Source organism: Paenibacillus dendrobii, from assembly GCF_009807035.1.
Lineage (GTDB): Bacteria > Bacillota > Bacilli > Paenibacillales > Paenibacillaceae > Paenibacillus_AQ > Paenibacillus_AQ dendrobii.
Window position 1 is genome coordinate 917,610 of sequence record NZ_WUBI01000001.1, and the last position, 16,189, is coordinate 933,798.

Annotated in this window: 13 protein-coding genes; 3 read left to right on the forward strand and 10 right to left on the reverse strand. The window is 46.2% G+C overall.

All coding sequences use genetic code 11. The features are described from left to right. The first annotated feature begins 15 nt into the window (after positions 1-15). Positions 16-411, forward strand: a complete 396-nt coding sequence (locus tag GRF59_RS03875; protein ID WP_160496330.1) for a cupin domain-containing protein — start codon at positions 16-18, stop codon at positions 409-411. An 84-nt stretch (positions 412-495) separates the two neighbouring features. Here the strand turns inward: GRF59_RS03875 and GRF59_RS03880 are convergent, their stop codons facing one another. The 4 genes from GRF59_RS03880 to GRF59_RS29335 form a co-directional block, all read right to left on the reverse strand. Then, entirely contained in the window at positions 496-1,674 is a 1,179-nt protein-coding gene (locus GRF59_RS03880) for an MFS transporter (protein WP_160496331.1), read from the reverse strand. 2 nt (positions 1,675-1,676) lie between these two features. Continuing rightward, positions 1,677-2,957, reverse strand: coding sequence for a hypothetical protein (locus tag GRF59_RS03885; RefSeq protein WP_160496332.1), 1,281 nt, complete (start codon positions 2,955-2,957; stop codon positions 1,677-1,679). Between the two features lie 46 nt (positions 2,958-3,003). Beyond that, entirely contained in the window at positions 3,004-4,143 is a 1,140-nt protein-coding gene (locus tag GRF59_RS03890) for an ROK family transcriptional regulator (protein WP_237391620.1), read from the reverse strand. A gap of 294 nt (positions 4,144-4,437) precedes the next feature. Then, positions 4,438-4,671, reverse strand: a complete 234-nt coding sequence (locus GRF59_RS29335) for a hypothetical protein (RefSeq protein ID WP_237391621.1) — start codon at positions 4,669-4,671, stop codon at positions 4,438-4,440. Positions 4,672-4,887: 216 nt separating this feature from the next. Between GRF59_RS29335 and GRF59_RS03900 the strand changes: the two genes are divergently transcribed. Further along, positions 4,888-7,149, forward strand: a complete 2,262-nt coding sequence (locus GRF59_RS03900; protein WP_237391622.1) for a helix-turn-helix domain-containing protein — start codon at positions 4,888-4,890, stop codon at positions 7,147-7,149. A gap of 97 nt (positions 7,150-7,246) precedes the next feature. Here GRF59_RS03900 and GRF59_RS03905 read toward each other — a convergent pair whose 3' ends face one another. The 4 genes from GRF59_RS03905 to GRF59_RS03920 form a co-directional block, all read right to left on the reverse strand. Continuing rightward, the gene (locus GRF59_RS03905) at positions 7,247-8,743 is read right to left on the reverse strand and encodes a type 2 periplasmic-binding domain-containing protein (RefSeq protein WP_237391623.1); all 1,497 of its coding nucleotides are present in this window, start codon (positions 8,741-8,743) and stop codon (positions 7,247-7,249) included. Between the two features lie 103 nt (positions 8,744-8,846). After that, the gene (locus tag GRF59_RS03910; protein ID WP_160496335.1) at positions 8,847-9,728 is read right to left on the reverse strand and encodes a carbohydrate ABC transporter permease; all 882 of its coding nucleotides are present in this window, start codon (positions 9,726-9,728) and stop codon (positions 8,847-8,849) included. After that, entirely contained in the window at positions 9,728-10,690 is a 963-nt protein-coding gene (locus tag GRF59_RS03915; protein ID WP_160498108.1) for an ABC transporter permease, read from the reverse strand. The genes GRF59_RS03910 and GRF59_RS03915 overlap by 1 nt, the downstream gene beginning before the upstream one ends. 342 nt (positions 10,691-11,032) lie before the next feature. Next, a complete protein-coding gene (locus GRF59_RS03920) occupies positions 11,033-11,476 on the reverse strand; it encodes an SMI1/KNR4 family protein (protein ID WP_160496336.1) in 444 nt (147 codons plus the stop codon). 371 nt (positions 11,477-11,847) lie between these two features. Between GRF59_RS03920 and GRF59_RS03925 the strand changes: the two genes are divergently transcribed. Next, complete coding sequence (locus tag GRF59_RS03925) at positions 11,848-13,083, forward strand: cytochrome P450 (protein ID WP_160496337.1); 1,236 nt, start codon at positions 11,848-11,850, stop codon at positions 13,081-13,083. A gap of 134 nt (positions 13,084-13,217) precedes the next feature. Here GRF59_RS03925 and GRF59_RS03930 read toward each other — a convergent pair whose 3' ends face one another. Next, positions 13,218-14,129 (reverse strand): SDR family oxidoreductase, encoded by a 912-nt coding sequence (locus tag GRF59_RS03930; protein ID WP_160496338.1) that lies wholly within the window; start codon positions 14,127-14,129, stop codon positions 13,218-13,220. 188 nt (positions 14,130-14,317) lie between these two features. Continuing rightward, on the reverse strand, positions 14,318-16,141 hold the full coding sequence (locus tag GRF59_RS03935) for an APC family permease (protein ID WP_160496339.1): 1,824 nt from the start codon (positions 16,139-16,141) through the stop codon (positions 14,318-14,320). Positions 16,142-16,189: the final 48 nt, after the last annotated feature.

The following is a 16,189-nucleotide window of genomic DNA, read 5'->3' on the forward strand; positions in this document are numbered from 1 at the left end:
AGCAGGAATAACGATATGGCACATGAAGAATTAAGCAACAGCACTATCTTTCCATTGGGGAAAAAGGTCGAGGCCAACTTTATCGGAGATGCCTATTTACAAATGGTATTTACCGATGCCGCGCCGCTTAATGCAGCGATTGGAAATGTAACCTTCGCTCCGGGAGCTCGCAATAACTGGCACTCTCATCAAATCGGACAGGTTTTGTTAGTAACAGGTGGTGAAGGTTGGTATCAGGAAGAAGGAAAACCGGCCCAATTGCTCAAAGCCGGAGATGTGGTCAATATACCGCCGCATGTAAAGCATTGGCACGGTGCCACAAAAGACAGTTGGTTCGTGCATTTAGCCATGACGCCGGGAGCAACGGAATGGTTAGAACCTGTCGATGATGCAACGTATACCCAATTATAAAAAAAAAGCATCGAATCCAAGGATTCGATGCTTTTTTCTTGTTTATGACATTGGGAGCGCCAATGTCATGTTGAATTAGAATGATTATTCCTCGATTTTCGGTTTCTTGATCATGAAGGCTAAAATGCTGATGATTGCCGTGAAAAGGATCAGTATGTTGAATCCGACCTGAATTCCAAAGGAATTGGAGACCTGACCGATCACGATACCGACAACGGCACCGCCAAGACCCGAAGCAACGTAAATCAAGCCTTGTAAGGAGCCCGCTTTTTCCGTCAACTTGGAAGCAATACCTTGGGCAGTTGGAAACAAGACGGACATCGCCAATCCGAACACCATGATGAGATAGCTGAAGTCTTTCATGAAGATGCGTCCAGCGATCAGGGAAATGAGTGCGAAGAGCGAGAATATTACTAATGTTCGGCGATCACCAAGCTTGTAAATGATGAAGCCTCCGGCAAACCGTCCAATCGTGAATAAGAAAGCAAAGCTGGCAATGATATAACTTGCTGTCGCGGCCTTGTGTGCCGCATCCATTCCTGCAATATCAAGCGACGTGTACAGAATCGGGAAGAAATTCAAGAACCCGGCTTCCGCGGCGACATAGAACAAGATGAATAGTATGACCAGTATAATCTGGCGATTCTGGAAGAGCTGTAGTACGGATTTGACCGTAACTTCGTTTTCTCCTTTTGTCGAAGAATCCTTGGACTGTTTGAAAGAGATTAATGCAAATAAGATGATGGCAATAATGACGGCGACGCCGATATAGAATGCTCTCCAGCTGATGTTGTGCGCAAAAATCATATTGATAATCAGCGGGGTCACGATCATGCCGACCCCGAACAGTGCATTCGACAAGTTAAAGATTACACCTGCGCGTTCCTTGAAGAAGGTTGGGATCAACGTGGCGACGGATACGGTCATGGTACCGATTCCAAGGCCGACGATAAGATAGAATCCCAGGAAAAATGTCACGGAAAATGCGGCACTGGTACCGAATAAGCCGATCATCATAAGTATGGTCCCGGACATCATGACGATTTTAATACCTTTACGGTCAGCGAGAATACCCGCCACCAAGCTAGCCAGAAGGAATCCGATCTGGAAGATGGATACCATGAGACCGACCTGGCTTATATCAAGCTGGATATCATTCTGGACCTTCTCCAAAATGATCCCTTTTGTATTCTGGATCCCGCCGAGCACGAACATCGTGGCAAAAATCAAGAAGAAGATAATCGGTCGCTGTAGTTTTTGCATGATCAGTGAGCTCCTTTTTCACGGAGATTTTGAATCGCTTCGAACAGATCGTCGGTTGCCCAGCCATAGCAGTAATATAGCAAGTCATCGGCTGCGCTTCGTTCGCCGGCATGAATCGCTTCAAGTAAATTTTCCGGCGTGAGGTTCCACATTTGGATACCGCTGAATATGCGTGTATCCGGCGCGGATTTTGCTCGAACGATATTGTTCTGGTCCGCAACGAACTCAATCGGGAATCCTTCGGCTTTGAATGTCTCATAGGATAGGTCATATGGAAGATCGAAAAATTTCTTAAATGCATGGAAAGCTGCTTCCTGCTCCTTAGGCGTATCCGCGAGTTTATGGATCAAGCCTTGCACGTCAGCGCCTCCTCCAAGCTTGTGGTAAGGGAAGTGCTTCACCGCGGGAGAAAGTTTCGTCAGGCTTGCATAATCTTGTCCAAGCAACCAGCCGTAGGCTGGCGGCCACAGGTCCAGCCAGATCGTAAAGTCTTCATTGATCTTACGTACCCGGGCGATAAGGCGCTCCACGAATTCAGAGACGCTGTCTTGGCGGAACTGGAGCCAGGCTTGAATAAGCTCATTGACGTTCGCATACGCGACGGCCTCATCGAATTGTTTCGCCTTGAACATCATACTCCATGTGTTGATCGCTTCGATGATCGCATGGACGTCTAGGTGCCGCTCCTGCATCTTGGCTTGGCAATGCGGACAGAAGCAGGTCAGTAGTTGCTTCGGATTGATCTCCTCTCCGGCCCAATCCGGAAAGCGAATACGGTCAATCATATAGGAAGTGAATCCATAACGTTTATTGAGATCCACGAAGGCTTTTTCCCAGAAATCGATCACATCTGGCGCATTCGGACAGAGCCAATGAGGAACGACTTGTCCCGTATAATCCGTGACCAGATTGTTTCGCAGCTTGCTTCCTTCAAAATGGCCGTTCAGAATATTCAGCCATGGAATGACTTCGAAGTCTTCCCCTTGCATCGCGTCCTTAATAATCATAAGAGGATCCTGCTCCAGAGAGAGCGTAGGTTCCCGGCGTTGATCCAGGCCTGATTCCACGTAAGAAGGCAAAATGGCATGCATGGTGCCTGTTCCGTAAACGACTTCATGGACGGGGTTGCGCGGTAAGTTCCCAACGGGAACCGGATTGCGCTCGAAGATGGTATTTACCTCAGGGAAGATGTATTGAACGTCTTTCAGTTTCTTAATGTAAGAAATAATCTGTGGCATGCCTTCATCAATAATGTCATGTGGGTGAAGTTGAATGCCTGACATAAGCTCCACGCTCCTCTAGTTGTTGTTTCATGATTTACTGGTTTGGTTAGTATAATTGCTTGTCTTTCAAGAATTGCAGGGTTGGATATGCTTGATTAAGTCCTAAAATCGCAATGCCTTGTAAGGCCGAGTGATGCTGAAGTTTGGAAATTTCAATCGATACATCCGTGACCTCTGTCGTGTGTAGTTTTACTTTCCGTATGATTTGATCAAGTGATATGGACTTGGTGACGCCACCCATAAGTAAAATTTTTTCCGGGTTAATGAGGGCTATCATATTAAGAATCCCCATCGAGAGATGATCTTCGAATTTGTCGACAAGATATTTTGCCTGAAGATCGCCTTGCTTGGCTTGCTGGAAGACCTCTTTTGCAGACATCCTTCTCTTATACAGCGAAAAGGCAGCGTCTTCGATCCCCGAGCCGGAGCATGACATTTCCAAATGCCCTTTTGCTGAAGGCGCATACATCTGATCGCGATGGACTACCATATAGCCGATTTCGCCTGCGGCATTATGCGATCCGCGAATGACCTTGCCGTCAATGAACATGGCCGATCCGAGTCCGGTACCGATTCCGATCAACACGGCTGAATTCAGATCTTTGAAAGCACCGGAATACATTTCGCCGACCAGCGCGGCACGCACGTCATTCTCGATAGTGACCGATACTTGAAAAACGTCTCTAAAATATTGTCCCAAATGAATGTCCTTCCATTCGGGCAAGTTAGGGGAGCCTTCCAGGACTACGCCCGCAGCCTGATCCACGATGCCGGGAGTCGCGATGCTAATAAACGAAAGCCGTTCGATCGGATGTCCGGATTGTTGGATGAAATGTTTCAAATCGGCCGCCATTTGATCCAGGAATTCATGGCTTGTCTCCAGATCATAAGTCGGAACCGTCTGTTCGAAGAAACATTCGCCCGCTAAGTTAAACATGCCAAGATGAATCGACGTTCCGCCTAAATCGATGGCAATGCCATAAGTCGCATTTTTTGAAAAATGCAAATTGGTTCCGCGTTTGCTTGCATCGGCATCATCCTTTTCGTCGTAGATGAGATTCTCATCGATCAATTCTTTGACGATTTCCGATATCGTTGCCTTGGTAATGCCGGAATGCTTCGCGATTTCAGACCGCGATAAAGGTCCAAGGTCTTTGATGATGTTCAGCACAATTTCTTTGTTCATTTTCCGTATTGTGCTTGGTAAATTGACATTCATAAGGGTTGGTCACCTTACTTTCTTCTTACAATATTAAAAGAATATTTAAGTTTATATTATAAACTTAAAAGAGATAAAAAAAAGAAAATACATTAAATTTAATTACAAAAACTAATATAACTCTTAATTTAAGTTTATAATACATCCTTAATGTAAGCGGCGTCAACCGTAATATTATCCAATTCCAGAATGAATCGTAGGCTCTCCCACCGAATAACTTATTATGCAGCCATTGAGCAAAAAGAACCGTATCCAGTTTAATCAGCCCCTGGCGTACGGTTCTCTTCCATCACCATGCAAATCCTCCTGATCTGCCCCATCGCTTGCGGTCTCCGGCATATTTGCGGTTTCCTTATGCATATCGATATCGGATTCAATAATTCCGCTGTTAATCGGATTCCATGAGCTGAATGCTGCCAGTTTGGCATCGGGCATCGATTCGCGCACGACTTTAAATATGGACGGATAAGGGGGTAATTTCCAGCGCCATCCCATCCGATGATAAATATTCTTTTACATCGACTTAACATATTCATGTATCTCTCTCCTATCAACTGCTTTATAATTAACTATCATCTTACAAAAGCATCAAATATACGGATAATACAAAGAAATGTAAGCGAAACCAATACATACACAAAGGATCGATTACCGATGAAACCGAGTTTTAGCTTCCCTTTTCTAAAGGAAAAAAAGATGCTGATCCGGATGATGAAAATATCATTATTCGCCTCCGTCATCCCGATTATTGCAGTCGGCTTAGGAAGTTATCTGTTCTCTTCATCTGCCATCCAAGAACAGGCGAATAAGTCGAACATTCGAAACTTGTCCACGGCTTCTCATACAATTGACTCGTCCCTGGAACGCGTGCAACGAAATGCACTTCAACTGCTGTTTGGTTCTTTCTATTCAACCAATTTGCAGGAACAACGCCAAAAAGACTATGCCGGCTTTTATTCCACGATTGCCCGAGATCTCTCCTTGTTCCAAGCCGCGAACACCGAAATTTATGATGTTCTGCTCTATACGGGGAGCGATGACTATCTGTTATCGCCGGTTTCGGGTGGCCGGCGGATCGAACCGGAGGATCGCAAAATCATAGATAAAGAGCTTGCTGCTAATCCGAACTTTATATGGACCACTCAGCATTACCCTTTTATGGCGCAGTCGGGAGAACACCAGGTGACGCTAATTCTGAAAGTTCCCATTCAAGCGGCTCGTCCAACGGGCCTGCTCTTCATCAGCCTTAACAGTCATCTGTTTCAAAACCTGATGGGAAGCTTCCTCGGCTATGACGGAGAGAACATGATGATCTTGGACGCGGACGGCCAAGTCGTCGCTCAATATGGAACCCTGAGCGGCGTTGAACCTCCTCCTCATGATCTGTTCAAGCGTATTCATTCGAAAGCCGGATCGGATAGCTTTAATGTATCTTGGGAATTAACGAATTATTTAGTGACCCCCATCACATCCAATTTTAATCAATGGACTTATATCGACATGATTCCGATCAAGGAACTGAATAAACAATCGAAAGGCATTGCGATCATGACGCTAATTATTGTAGCCGCTTTCCTTCTGATTGGTTTGGCATTGGCTTTCTGGGGAACCAAGCGGGCATACCGCCCCATAGAAAAACTCGTAGATCTCGTCAAAGGAAATCAATCCGACCGCTCAGAACTCGATGAGATGGGAATTGTCATGAAACGTTGGACGGAGCTTAGCCAAACCGCTTCCCATTTGCAGACTCAAGTCAATGAGCAAAAGCCGCTCATCCGAGAAATGGTTGCGCTTCAAGCGCTTCAGGGTCATTTTCTTCATTACACGCCTGAACAGTTGAATCGGCAATTCATCCGGTATCATCTTCCTTCCGTATCGGAGCACGCCGTAATGATCATTGCCTATGATCAGCCTTCAGGCCGGGAGGGAAGGTTTTTCTCAAATGAAAAGGATTTAATCCTTTTCGCGGTAAAGAACATCATACAATACTTCTTACAGAATGATCTTCACGGAATTCCCATCCATTTGCCGGACGACCAGATCGCCGTTTGGTTATGGAAAGAAGGAGAAACGGAAGAAATGGATGATTGGCTGCAGCGGGTAAAATCCTCTGCCGAGCATTTGCGGCTCAGGTTGTCCGAATATTTAAGGCTCCCCGTCACCATCGGCATCAGCAGCGGATTCGATAAGCAGAGGGAAATGCTGCCGCGTTTGTATCAAGAAGCCATGCTCGCTCTTCGATCCCGTTTCATCAATGGGAATGATCGGATTATTTACTATACCCCTCCGACTGCCGAACCGGACATTCATTACCGTTATCCGATCGAGATTGAAGCCCATTACGAAAACAGCCTTCGGCTTGGTGATCTGGAAGAAGCCGTGAGGATGCTGAATGAATTCGCACGCGCTACCCGAGGCGTCATTCATAAGTCCGAACTCGTCGATATGAACTATTACCATCTGCTCACTGCAACCTTAAGAACGGCTTTCTTGCTCGGTATTCCTTCGGAAGCACTATTCACCCCGAATGAGGAAGATCCTTATATTCATATTCGGAACTTCACCACCATTCACGAATTGAATGACTGGTTCCGGGACAGGCTCGTCGAACCCATTGTCATGAACGTAAAGGGCAAGCAGATGGAGGAACACGAAGCCATGATTCAGACGGTGGTCCATTTTATCGAGGAGAACTATCACCTTGATCTATCGCTTGACCAATGCGCGCAGCTTTGCGGTCTTAGCTCCCATTATTTAAGCAAACTCTTTAAGAGGTCGATGGATTTAACATTTATTGAATATTTAACACGGCTCCGAATTGAACATTCCAAGCGATATCTGGAGGAGACCGAGCTAACCATTAACGAGATTGCCGGAAAAGTCGGATACCAGCCTAAAAACTTTATCCGCGTCTTCAAAAAACACATGACAGTGACACCCAAACAATACAGAGACTCCACCTTGGGATTCTAATTGGATTCATCCTATCGCTCTATTAGATTTTTACATATGAACAATGAACGAAACGATGAGACGGATCCTTCTGAAGAAGGATCCGTTTCAATTATTTTTATTTGTATTGTTCGTTAATCTCATCCACATACTTTTTGAATTTGGAATCCTCTTGATAGGATCGGACGAATGTATCCCATTCATCGAGCGTGTTTTTACCGAGAATTACGTTAACCATCATATCCTGCTTCTTTTTCGTCCAGTCTGCCCCGTTTTCCAGATAAACTTCGGAAGGGCTGAAGCCGATCGTAGGATCCGCTACGGATACTTGGGAGATCGAGTCTACCAATTTATGATTGTAATCACGAATATCGGCCGGAATACCAGGCTCTTCCGCTCTTGCATACTTATTAAAGTAGCCGGAGAGCCAAGAAGAGGAGTTGTCGTACAGCTTCTTGCTCTCCTCTTTTTGCGTGATGAATCCATCTGCAGATACAGTATAATCCTTATCCTTGATTCCGTAGGCAACCAGATTGTATCCTTCCTGAGTTGCTGTGTAATCGTATACTTCCAAAATCTTCTTAAGCTTATCCTCGCTCACTTTTTTATTGATCAGGAGCTGTCCATAGTAACCCGTAGCTTGAGTATAATGAGAAGCACCGTCTGACGCTTTAGGCAATTCATACGCCGTCAACTTCGCTTCAGGTTTAACCTTCTGCAGGTCTTGAGAATAGTTGTAGGAATCAATAATGTTATTGACGGCGATACCCGCTTTGCTTTGCAAAAGCATTTCTTTCAGCTGCGTACTCTTCATGACCGGGAAGTCCGGCAAAATAAGACCTGCCTTGTAAGCTTTGTTCAAGAAAGCCATGCCTTCTTTGAACTGAGGCGTCCACCAATCCGGTATCAGTTTGCCGCTTGAATCTTGAGTCCAACCGTTTCCGGCACCGAACATAGGCATTAATCCAGTCGGAGCACCGACAAAAGCGAGCCCGTATGTATTGGCTTTACCGTCGCCGTCCGGATCATTCTTCGTGAACGCTTCCATAACATTGTACAGTTCATCCATCGTCGTCGGCGCTTTCAAGCCAAGTTTGTCCAACCAATCCTGCCGGATGCTCATAGCCATATGTCCGTCTAATGGCCGTATCCGTGGCAACGACATGATTTTGCCGTCCACTTTCAGATTATTCCAGACAGACTCCGGATATTGGGATAGATTGGGATAGTCCTTGATGTAAGGAGTCAAGTCCCAAAAGGCACCTTGTTGGACGGCGCTTAGGTAAGCCGGAGCAGATTCCAGATATTCAACGAACATCACATCGGTCAGATCCTTAGAGGCAAGCAGCGCGTTAAGCTTTTCACCGATATTGTTCGCAGGGATATAATTGATATGCAGTTTCACGTTCAGCTTCTTACCAATCTCTTGCAACCCTTCGAGATCATTGCTTGGCGTGCCTCCAAACGTTATTGTCGTGACCGAAATATCGGTAGGCTTGTCTTCCGATACTCCAGAAGATGCCGTACCGCTCGACTTGCTGCCGCAGCCGGCCATAGAGAAGGTAAGCACAAGCGCGAAGATCGCAGTCAACATTTTTTTAGAATTCATTTTCATAGCTTATTACCCTCCCTCAAAACGTGGTTTTTTTCACTCGGTTCCCGTCATGTTGAGATGTTTCCCCGTAACCACCCCCATTCCAATTCGGCCTGGGCCGCCATTATCCCTTCACGGATCCGACCATCATTCCCTTGATAAAATACTTTTGCAGGAACGGATATACCATGACGATCGGAAGTGATGACACAACAACGGCAGCCATTTTAATGACTTGCGGCGGTATATTCGCCTCGCTCTCCAACATCGCAGCCACAGAGGGATCAGCCATCTGAGTGGATGAGGTAATCAGCATCAGCTGCAGAACGACCTGCATAGGCCGGAGTGCATCATTGTTGATGTACAAAATAGCGTTGAAGTAGGTATTCCAGTAACCCACCGCATAGAACAGCCCGAATGCGGCCAGCGCAGAGGTTGAGACCGGAAGAATCACCTTAATAAAAACACCGATATCCGTACATCCATCAATCCGGGCGGCTTCCTCCAACTCATCCGGAATTTCCGAGAAAAAGTTCTTCATTAGAAGCACATACCATGCACTTGTCAGAGACGGAATGATCAACGACCAGATCGAGTTCATCAATCCGAGACTGTCGATCAAGAGAAAGTTTGGTATCATTCCGGCACTAAACAACATGGTAATCAATATAGACACCTGAAAAAACTTTCTGCCTTTCAGCCGTTTACGTGATATCGCGTACGCCAATGCACTTGTGACAATGAGGCTGCATGCGGTTCCGACGATGGCCAGAAAGGCGCTCACGCCCATGGATCGCATGAATGTGCTCGTCGAAAAAATATATTCATACGAGGCCAGGCTCCAATGCTTCGGGATGATGACAATGGGTGATGTCATGTACTCTGTTGCATCGGTGAACGAAACCAGAATAACGTACAGAAAAGGAACTAGAGTAACCAAACCACATAGGGCTAGGAAGAAGTAATTGATGACCTGAAAAACCCTGTAACCATAACCCGTTTTCATTAGTAGAGCCCCTCCTCGCCGAATTTTTTGGCGAGCCGGTTCGCCAGTACCACCAGCACGAGACCCACAACGGATTTAAAAATGCCGACGGCAGTTGCATAACCGAAGCGTCCATTTTGGATGCCGAGACGATATACATACGTATCGAATACATCGGCCACATGGCTAACCGGTGCGCTCATCATCAAGTAAATTTGTTCAAATCCGACATCCATGACCTGACCAAGCCGAAGAATCAGAAGAATGATGATCGTACTCCGTATCCCTGGCAGCGTCACGTGAATCGTCTGCTTCCAGCGGCTCGCTCCATCGACCCTTGCGGCTTCGTACAGATCCGGATTTATGCCGGCCAGCGCCGCCAAAAATATGATCGTTCCCCAGCCGGCTTCTTTCCAGATCGACTGCGCCGTGAGCATCGCCCAGAAATAATTCGGTTCCGTGAGGAACGGAATGGGCTTACCGCCCGCATCGCTGATTAAATTGTTCACAATGCCCGTTCCCTGGCTGAAGATCAGGAAGCAAATACCGACAATGATAACCCATGACAAAAAATGGGGCAGGTACACGACGGTCTGGACAAACCGTTTGAATGCCATGTTACGCGCTTCATTCAGCAGTAGGGCCAATATAATGGGCAGCGGAAAGAAAAACAGAATGTTCAGGAAGCTGATCGCCATCGTATTCCGAAAGAGCAGTCCGAAATCGGGATTCGAGAAAAAATCTGCGAAATATTGCAGCCCTACCCATTCGCTCGCTTGGAAACCTAGAAAGACGGAATAATTCTTGAAGGCAATCAGCAATCCCCATAAAGGAACGTACTTGAATATTAAAAAGTACAATAAACCTGGGGCTGCCAATAAATACAGATATTTATCCCGTCGAAGTGCAACACCCCATTCCTTGAGCCAAGATCGCTTGCCTATTGTTTTGGCGACCGAGCTGTCTGCTAACTGTAAGGCCATTTTGTCTTCGTCTTGTTGAAGCAACGGATTCCCCCCTTGATTGTTGAAATCGCATTCTTGTTCCTGCCGGCTTATCCGACTTCAGAATGAAACGATTTTCTTGATTTCGAATGTATCAGCTAGCAAGGGTACTGCTCAATGACCAATTCATGTCCTGCGGTTTGGGCGCGTCAAAAAATGAGAATCCCCGAGACGATCCCATTTTTTGACCGATCAACCACGGGTAGGCAAAAAAAGTGCATCCTTCATGGAAACGGGAAAAGGGCAGCTGATCGCTGATCAGCTGCCCTTTTATGAACAATGCATTCCTTATTGGTGAACCCTCTCGGCATTCATTTCGTCTCACCACTCGCAAAATGACTCCTCGATCAGCTCCTCAAATGAGTTTGCTAATAACTTGAACTCCCCGCTATCGTGATAACAGATGAAAACATTTCCTGCCGGATTAATAAAAATTGGATCGCCCGAACCATCGATAGAGATGACATAACTGGTTCGTAAAACTTCAGCAATCGGTAGTTCCTTATATTGCTCTCGGAACCCGAGGGTCAAATCGACAACCGTCTCTTTACCAAGACTGGAACCGTTCGAGAAGGCGTGTACCGCAAGCCCTATGTATGCTCCCCCGAACGTTCGGATAAAGTGCATATAGTCTTCGTGAAAACATACGTTCAGACGCTGCTGCGCATGATCTATTTCTTCCTGGCTCGCCGGATTGCCCAAAAGCGTGATATTGTCCTCCCTAAGAAGGAAATTCCGTAATCTTTCCATTAAGGCTTCGTTCATGGGACATGCACCCTCCCTACAACAAATTTTGAATCTGTTATATATACATGTTCTTGTTTTTTGACGATTTTCCTGCTATTTTTTTCCTGTAAACAGGAGTGAGTGATATATATGACGATACTTCCTGACGATATACCCAGTAATGTCAGATTTCATTTGTATTGTTCAAGAACTTCATTTCAAAAAATTCCCTTTTCTCTTATGAACAAACGCCAAGCGATCAATTGCGACTTTTTTTCCAAGAAATGCGAGTGGCGCAGACCATATGTCATGGGTCATTCGAAGGTGGTTGCACTATTTTATGTGTGTTACGATTGACATATTGCAACTAAACTGGATCCATCCAATCCAACAAAACGGGAGTGAAGTTTATGCAAAAGGAAATCATCTCCTTAGCTGAAATCACCCAGTTTCGCTCAGCTGCCGAGGAGTTTAATCCCTTCGATTGGTACAAGCACCATTTGGAACATGAACCGATCTATTACAATGAAGTAACGAATTCTTGGAATGTGTTCCGTTATGAAGATGTCAAAAGAGTGCTCAGCGATTACGAGTATTTTTCTAATGTGCGAACTCGGACGACCATCAGTGCCGGGGCCGACAATGAGGAAGGTCAGCATAATTCCGGCCGAGTCAATTTGAATTCGGACCCTCCGGAACACCGGAAAAGCCGCAGTTTGCTTTCAGCTGCCTTTACCCCTAGAAGCTTGAAGCTGTGGGAGCCCCGCATTCATGAGGTGGTGAAGCAATTGATACGGGATATGGGAGACGAGCCCGTCATCGATATCGTCAAGACCTTCTCCAGCGCTCTGCCAACGATCGTGATTGCGGAATTGCTCGGCGTTCCTCCCGAGGATCGATTTCTATTCAAAGAATGGGTCGATCATCTATTCCTCCCACTCCCCAAGGACAATATCGAGGATGTGCAGGAACTGAAGCGTCAAGCTGCCAAGGAGTATTACGACTACCTCTACCCCCATATCGTTCAGAAAAGATTGAATTTGACAGACGACATCATCTCGGATCTGATTCGTGCGGAAGTGGATGGAGAGCGGTTGACGGACGACGAGATCGTCCGGATGACAATGTTTATTCTGGGAGCCGGCATTGAAACGACAAGCCATCTGCTTGCCTGCACGTTCTATTCCTTCTTATATGATAATGACCAGGTCTATGCCGAGATCCAGTCGAACCGCGACTTGCTTCCGAACGCGGTGGAAGAAATGCTCCGCTATCGCTTCCATGTAGCCAAAATGGACCGGACGGTGAAGCAGGATAACGACGTGCTCGGCGTAGCCTTGAAAAAAGGCGACGTCGTCGTGGCTTGGATGAGCGCCGCCAATATGGACAAGGATATGTTTGACGATCCTTTCACACTGAACATTCACCGCTCTAACAATAAAAAGCATTTGACTTTCGGCAATGGACCGCATTTTTGTCTGGGTGCTCCGCTTGCGCGTCTTGAGGCTAATATCGGTCTTGGACTGTTCATGGACCATTTTGAACGCATCGAGCCCATTCCCGGTTTTGCGCTGGAAGAGAATCTGACTCCTTCCGCTGCCGGACAAACGCTGGCCTATTTGCCGGTACGGGTATTCCGCAGGTAGCCAATGGTTTAAGCCTACTAAAAAAAGCCTCTCCTACTATGGGGGAGGCTTTCATTTTACAAAACCATGCCGAAAAAGATCGAGTGTTACACTAGTACTCTTTGCAATGCTTGAATTTGGATCAATCATGAAAATTAGCGGTATCCATTTGCATTCGCCGGTTTGCCTGCATTCTGCACCTCTTCGAGATAACGCCAACAATCTGGTTGTGAGCCGTCGATATCATAAAAAGCATACTCTTGCGCAAGCTTCACGCTAGAGAGAGAGCAGCCATTCCACCTTGCAACTTCGGGATCTCCGGCTAGTGCGGCAACGGCACGTCCTACGTAACGGGGCGATTCCGAGATGATGAAATGAGGTTCCGCCGCAGCGGCGTCACGCCAGTTTTCTTCATGTACACCAAAGTGATCAAGCATGATTTCAGAACGCATCCAACCCGGCGTTACGGCTACTGAGGTACATTGAAACGGTGAAATTTCATGAGCCAGGGACTGAGCCATGCGAATGACCGACGTCTTGGCCAGGTCGTAGAATAATGAAAGACGGTAGTTATTGTTGTTGTATTCAGCCGTGCCATCCGTTATCTCAACGACCAGTCCGTTCTTGTTTCGTATTAATAAGGAGAGCGCAAAGTGGCTTGTAATAATATGGGTATCAATCGCAAGATGAAGCATGCGGAAACCACGTTCAAGCGAGTGCTTCCACACGGGTACGTTCCACTCTATCAAATTCTCAGCTCCCCACACATCGTTGACCAGAATATCCAATCTCCCTTGTTCCTTCTCGATGCGAGCGATTAGAGCCTGAACTTGATCGGGATCCGTATGGTCTACTTGAACCGCTATTCCATGACCACCGGCTTGAACGACAAGTTCGGCTGTTTCTTCAATCGTTTCGGGGCGGTTGTACTCTGAGGATTGAGTTCTTGTCGTTCGCCCTGTCACATACACGGTAGCCCCAGCTGCACCAAGTTCGATAGCAATACCTCTGCCCGCACCACGTGTTGCGCCTGCCACCAATGCTATTTTTCCATTGAGAGGTTTCATGTTTTGTTACTCCTTTCGATGATCTACAGTCATTATAGATCTTAACTATGACATAAGATGTCATAGTCTTAGCGTGATATGGACCTTATCCTGCTTTCCGTGATTATGGAGAAATACAAACAACCCAATCCATTGTGGATTGGGTTGTGATGAGAGACGTAGCTGGCGTGAAATAATGCCCGGTTGTTTTATTTTTTCAGATGATACGGAACCGTTGTGACGATGACGTCTTTTCGGTACAGCAAGTAGGCGCGAATCATAAAACTTGTCTGGTTGTGCAGCAGGTTATGCCAGCTTTTCTTAGGAATAAATTGCGGAATCACGACCGTTACCTGGTAGTTAGATTCACTGGCTTTCCGATGTACCGTATCGATAAATTTACTTAATGGGTGAATGATGCTCCGATATGGAGAATGTAAAGTCACAAGGCGTACATCGGGTCTCCACTTGTTCCATTTTTCCTCGAACTTTGTCTCCTCTTCTCTTTCAAACGGAATGTAAACAGCGATAATCTGATCGGCTGATAGAGACTTGGCATAATTCAAGGAATGCTCGACGACATGCGTAATGCCTGATACCGGGAGAATGACGACATTTCCGGCAATCGGGATGACTTTCTCGCAGGTAGCAAGCCGCAATTGCTCGCCAACAGCTTCATAATGCTTCTTAATGCGATGGAACAGGTAAACGATCAGCGGCAAAAATATCAATACGGGCCACACCTGCGAAAACTTGGTCATGAAGAACATGATGGACACCGTAAAACTGATAAGTGCCCCTGTCGTATTAATAATCAGCTTAGGGACCCATCCTGCCGGCTTTTCACGAATCCATTTCACCATCATGCCAGTCTGCGAAAGGGTGAATGGAATGAACACCCCCACCGCATATAATGGAATCAAATGCTCGGTCTGTCCGTTAAAAGCAATAATCAGAATGATCGATAATAATCCGAGAATGATAATGCCATTCGAATACCCCAGACGATCTCCCCGGACCGTGAACATTCTTGGGATGAACTTATCTTTGGCAAGATTGACCGCAAGCAACGGGAATGCCGAATACCCTGTATTGGCTGCGAGAATCAGAATTAAAGCTGTCGTTCCCTGGATAAAGAAGTACATAAAATTCCGTCCGAAGGTTTGCTTGGCAATCTGAGATACCACTGTTTCCTGGGCATTAGGCGAAATCCCCAAATAATAAGCAAGAAATACAATGCCCGAGAATAACACGGCAAGCAGGATCCCCATTGCCATCAAGGTTTTGGCTGCATTTTTAGGCCCAGGATCTTTAAAGTTAGGTATGGCATTCGATATCGCTTCAACACCTGTGAGGGCTGAGCTGCCCGAGGCGAAAGCTTTTAAGAGTAAAAATAAACTGATGCCTGCAACCGGCGTTCCTAATGGCGCATGTAATTCGGGTGATACGTGACCCGTCAGAATGTTGTAAATGCCGGCACCGATCAAAATAAATAGGGCAAATGCGAATAAATACACCGGGTAAGCCAAAATAGATGCAGACTCGGTCACGCCTCGCAAATTCAATATCGTAATCAGAATAACAAAAGTTACGGCGATAATTACCGTGTGCTCATGCAAAGCAGGGAAAGCCGAAGTTAATGCATCTGTTCCCGCCGACACGCTGACAGCTACTGTCAAAATATAATCCACCAATAGAGAGCCTCCGGCAACCAGCCCCGAGTATACGCCAAGGTTCTGTTTGGATACGACATAGGCTCCCCCGCCCTGAGGATAAGCAAAGATGATCTGGCGATATGAAAGAATCAGCGCCGTTAATAAAACCAAAACTCCGATTCCAATGGGTATTGAATACCAGAATGCTGCCGTGCTTAACGTAACCAAAACGAGGAGGATTTGTTCCGGACCGTAAGCAACGGATGATAAGGCATCAGAGGATAGGATGGCCAATGCCTTTTTCTTATTTAGTTTTTGTTCTCCGAGCTCGGTCGATTTCAGCGGTCGTCCAATCAGAAGTCTTTTTAATGCTGCCATTGTCTAAATGTCACCGCCATTGTCAAGTTGTATTATCATGTGAGTCTC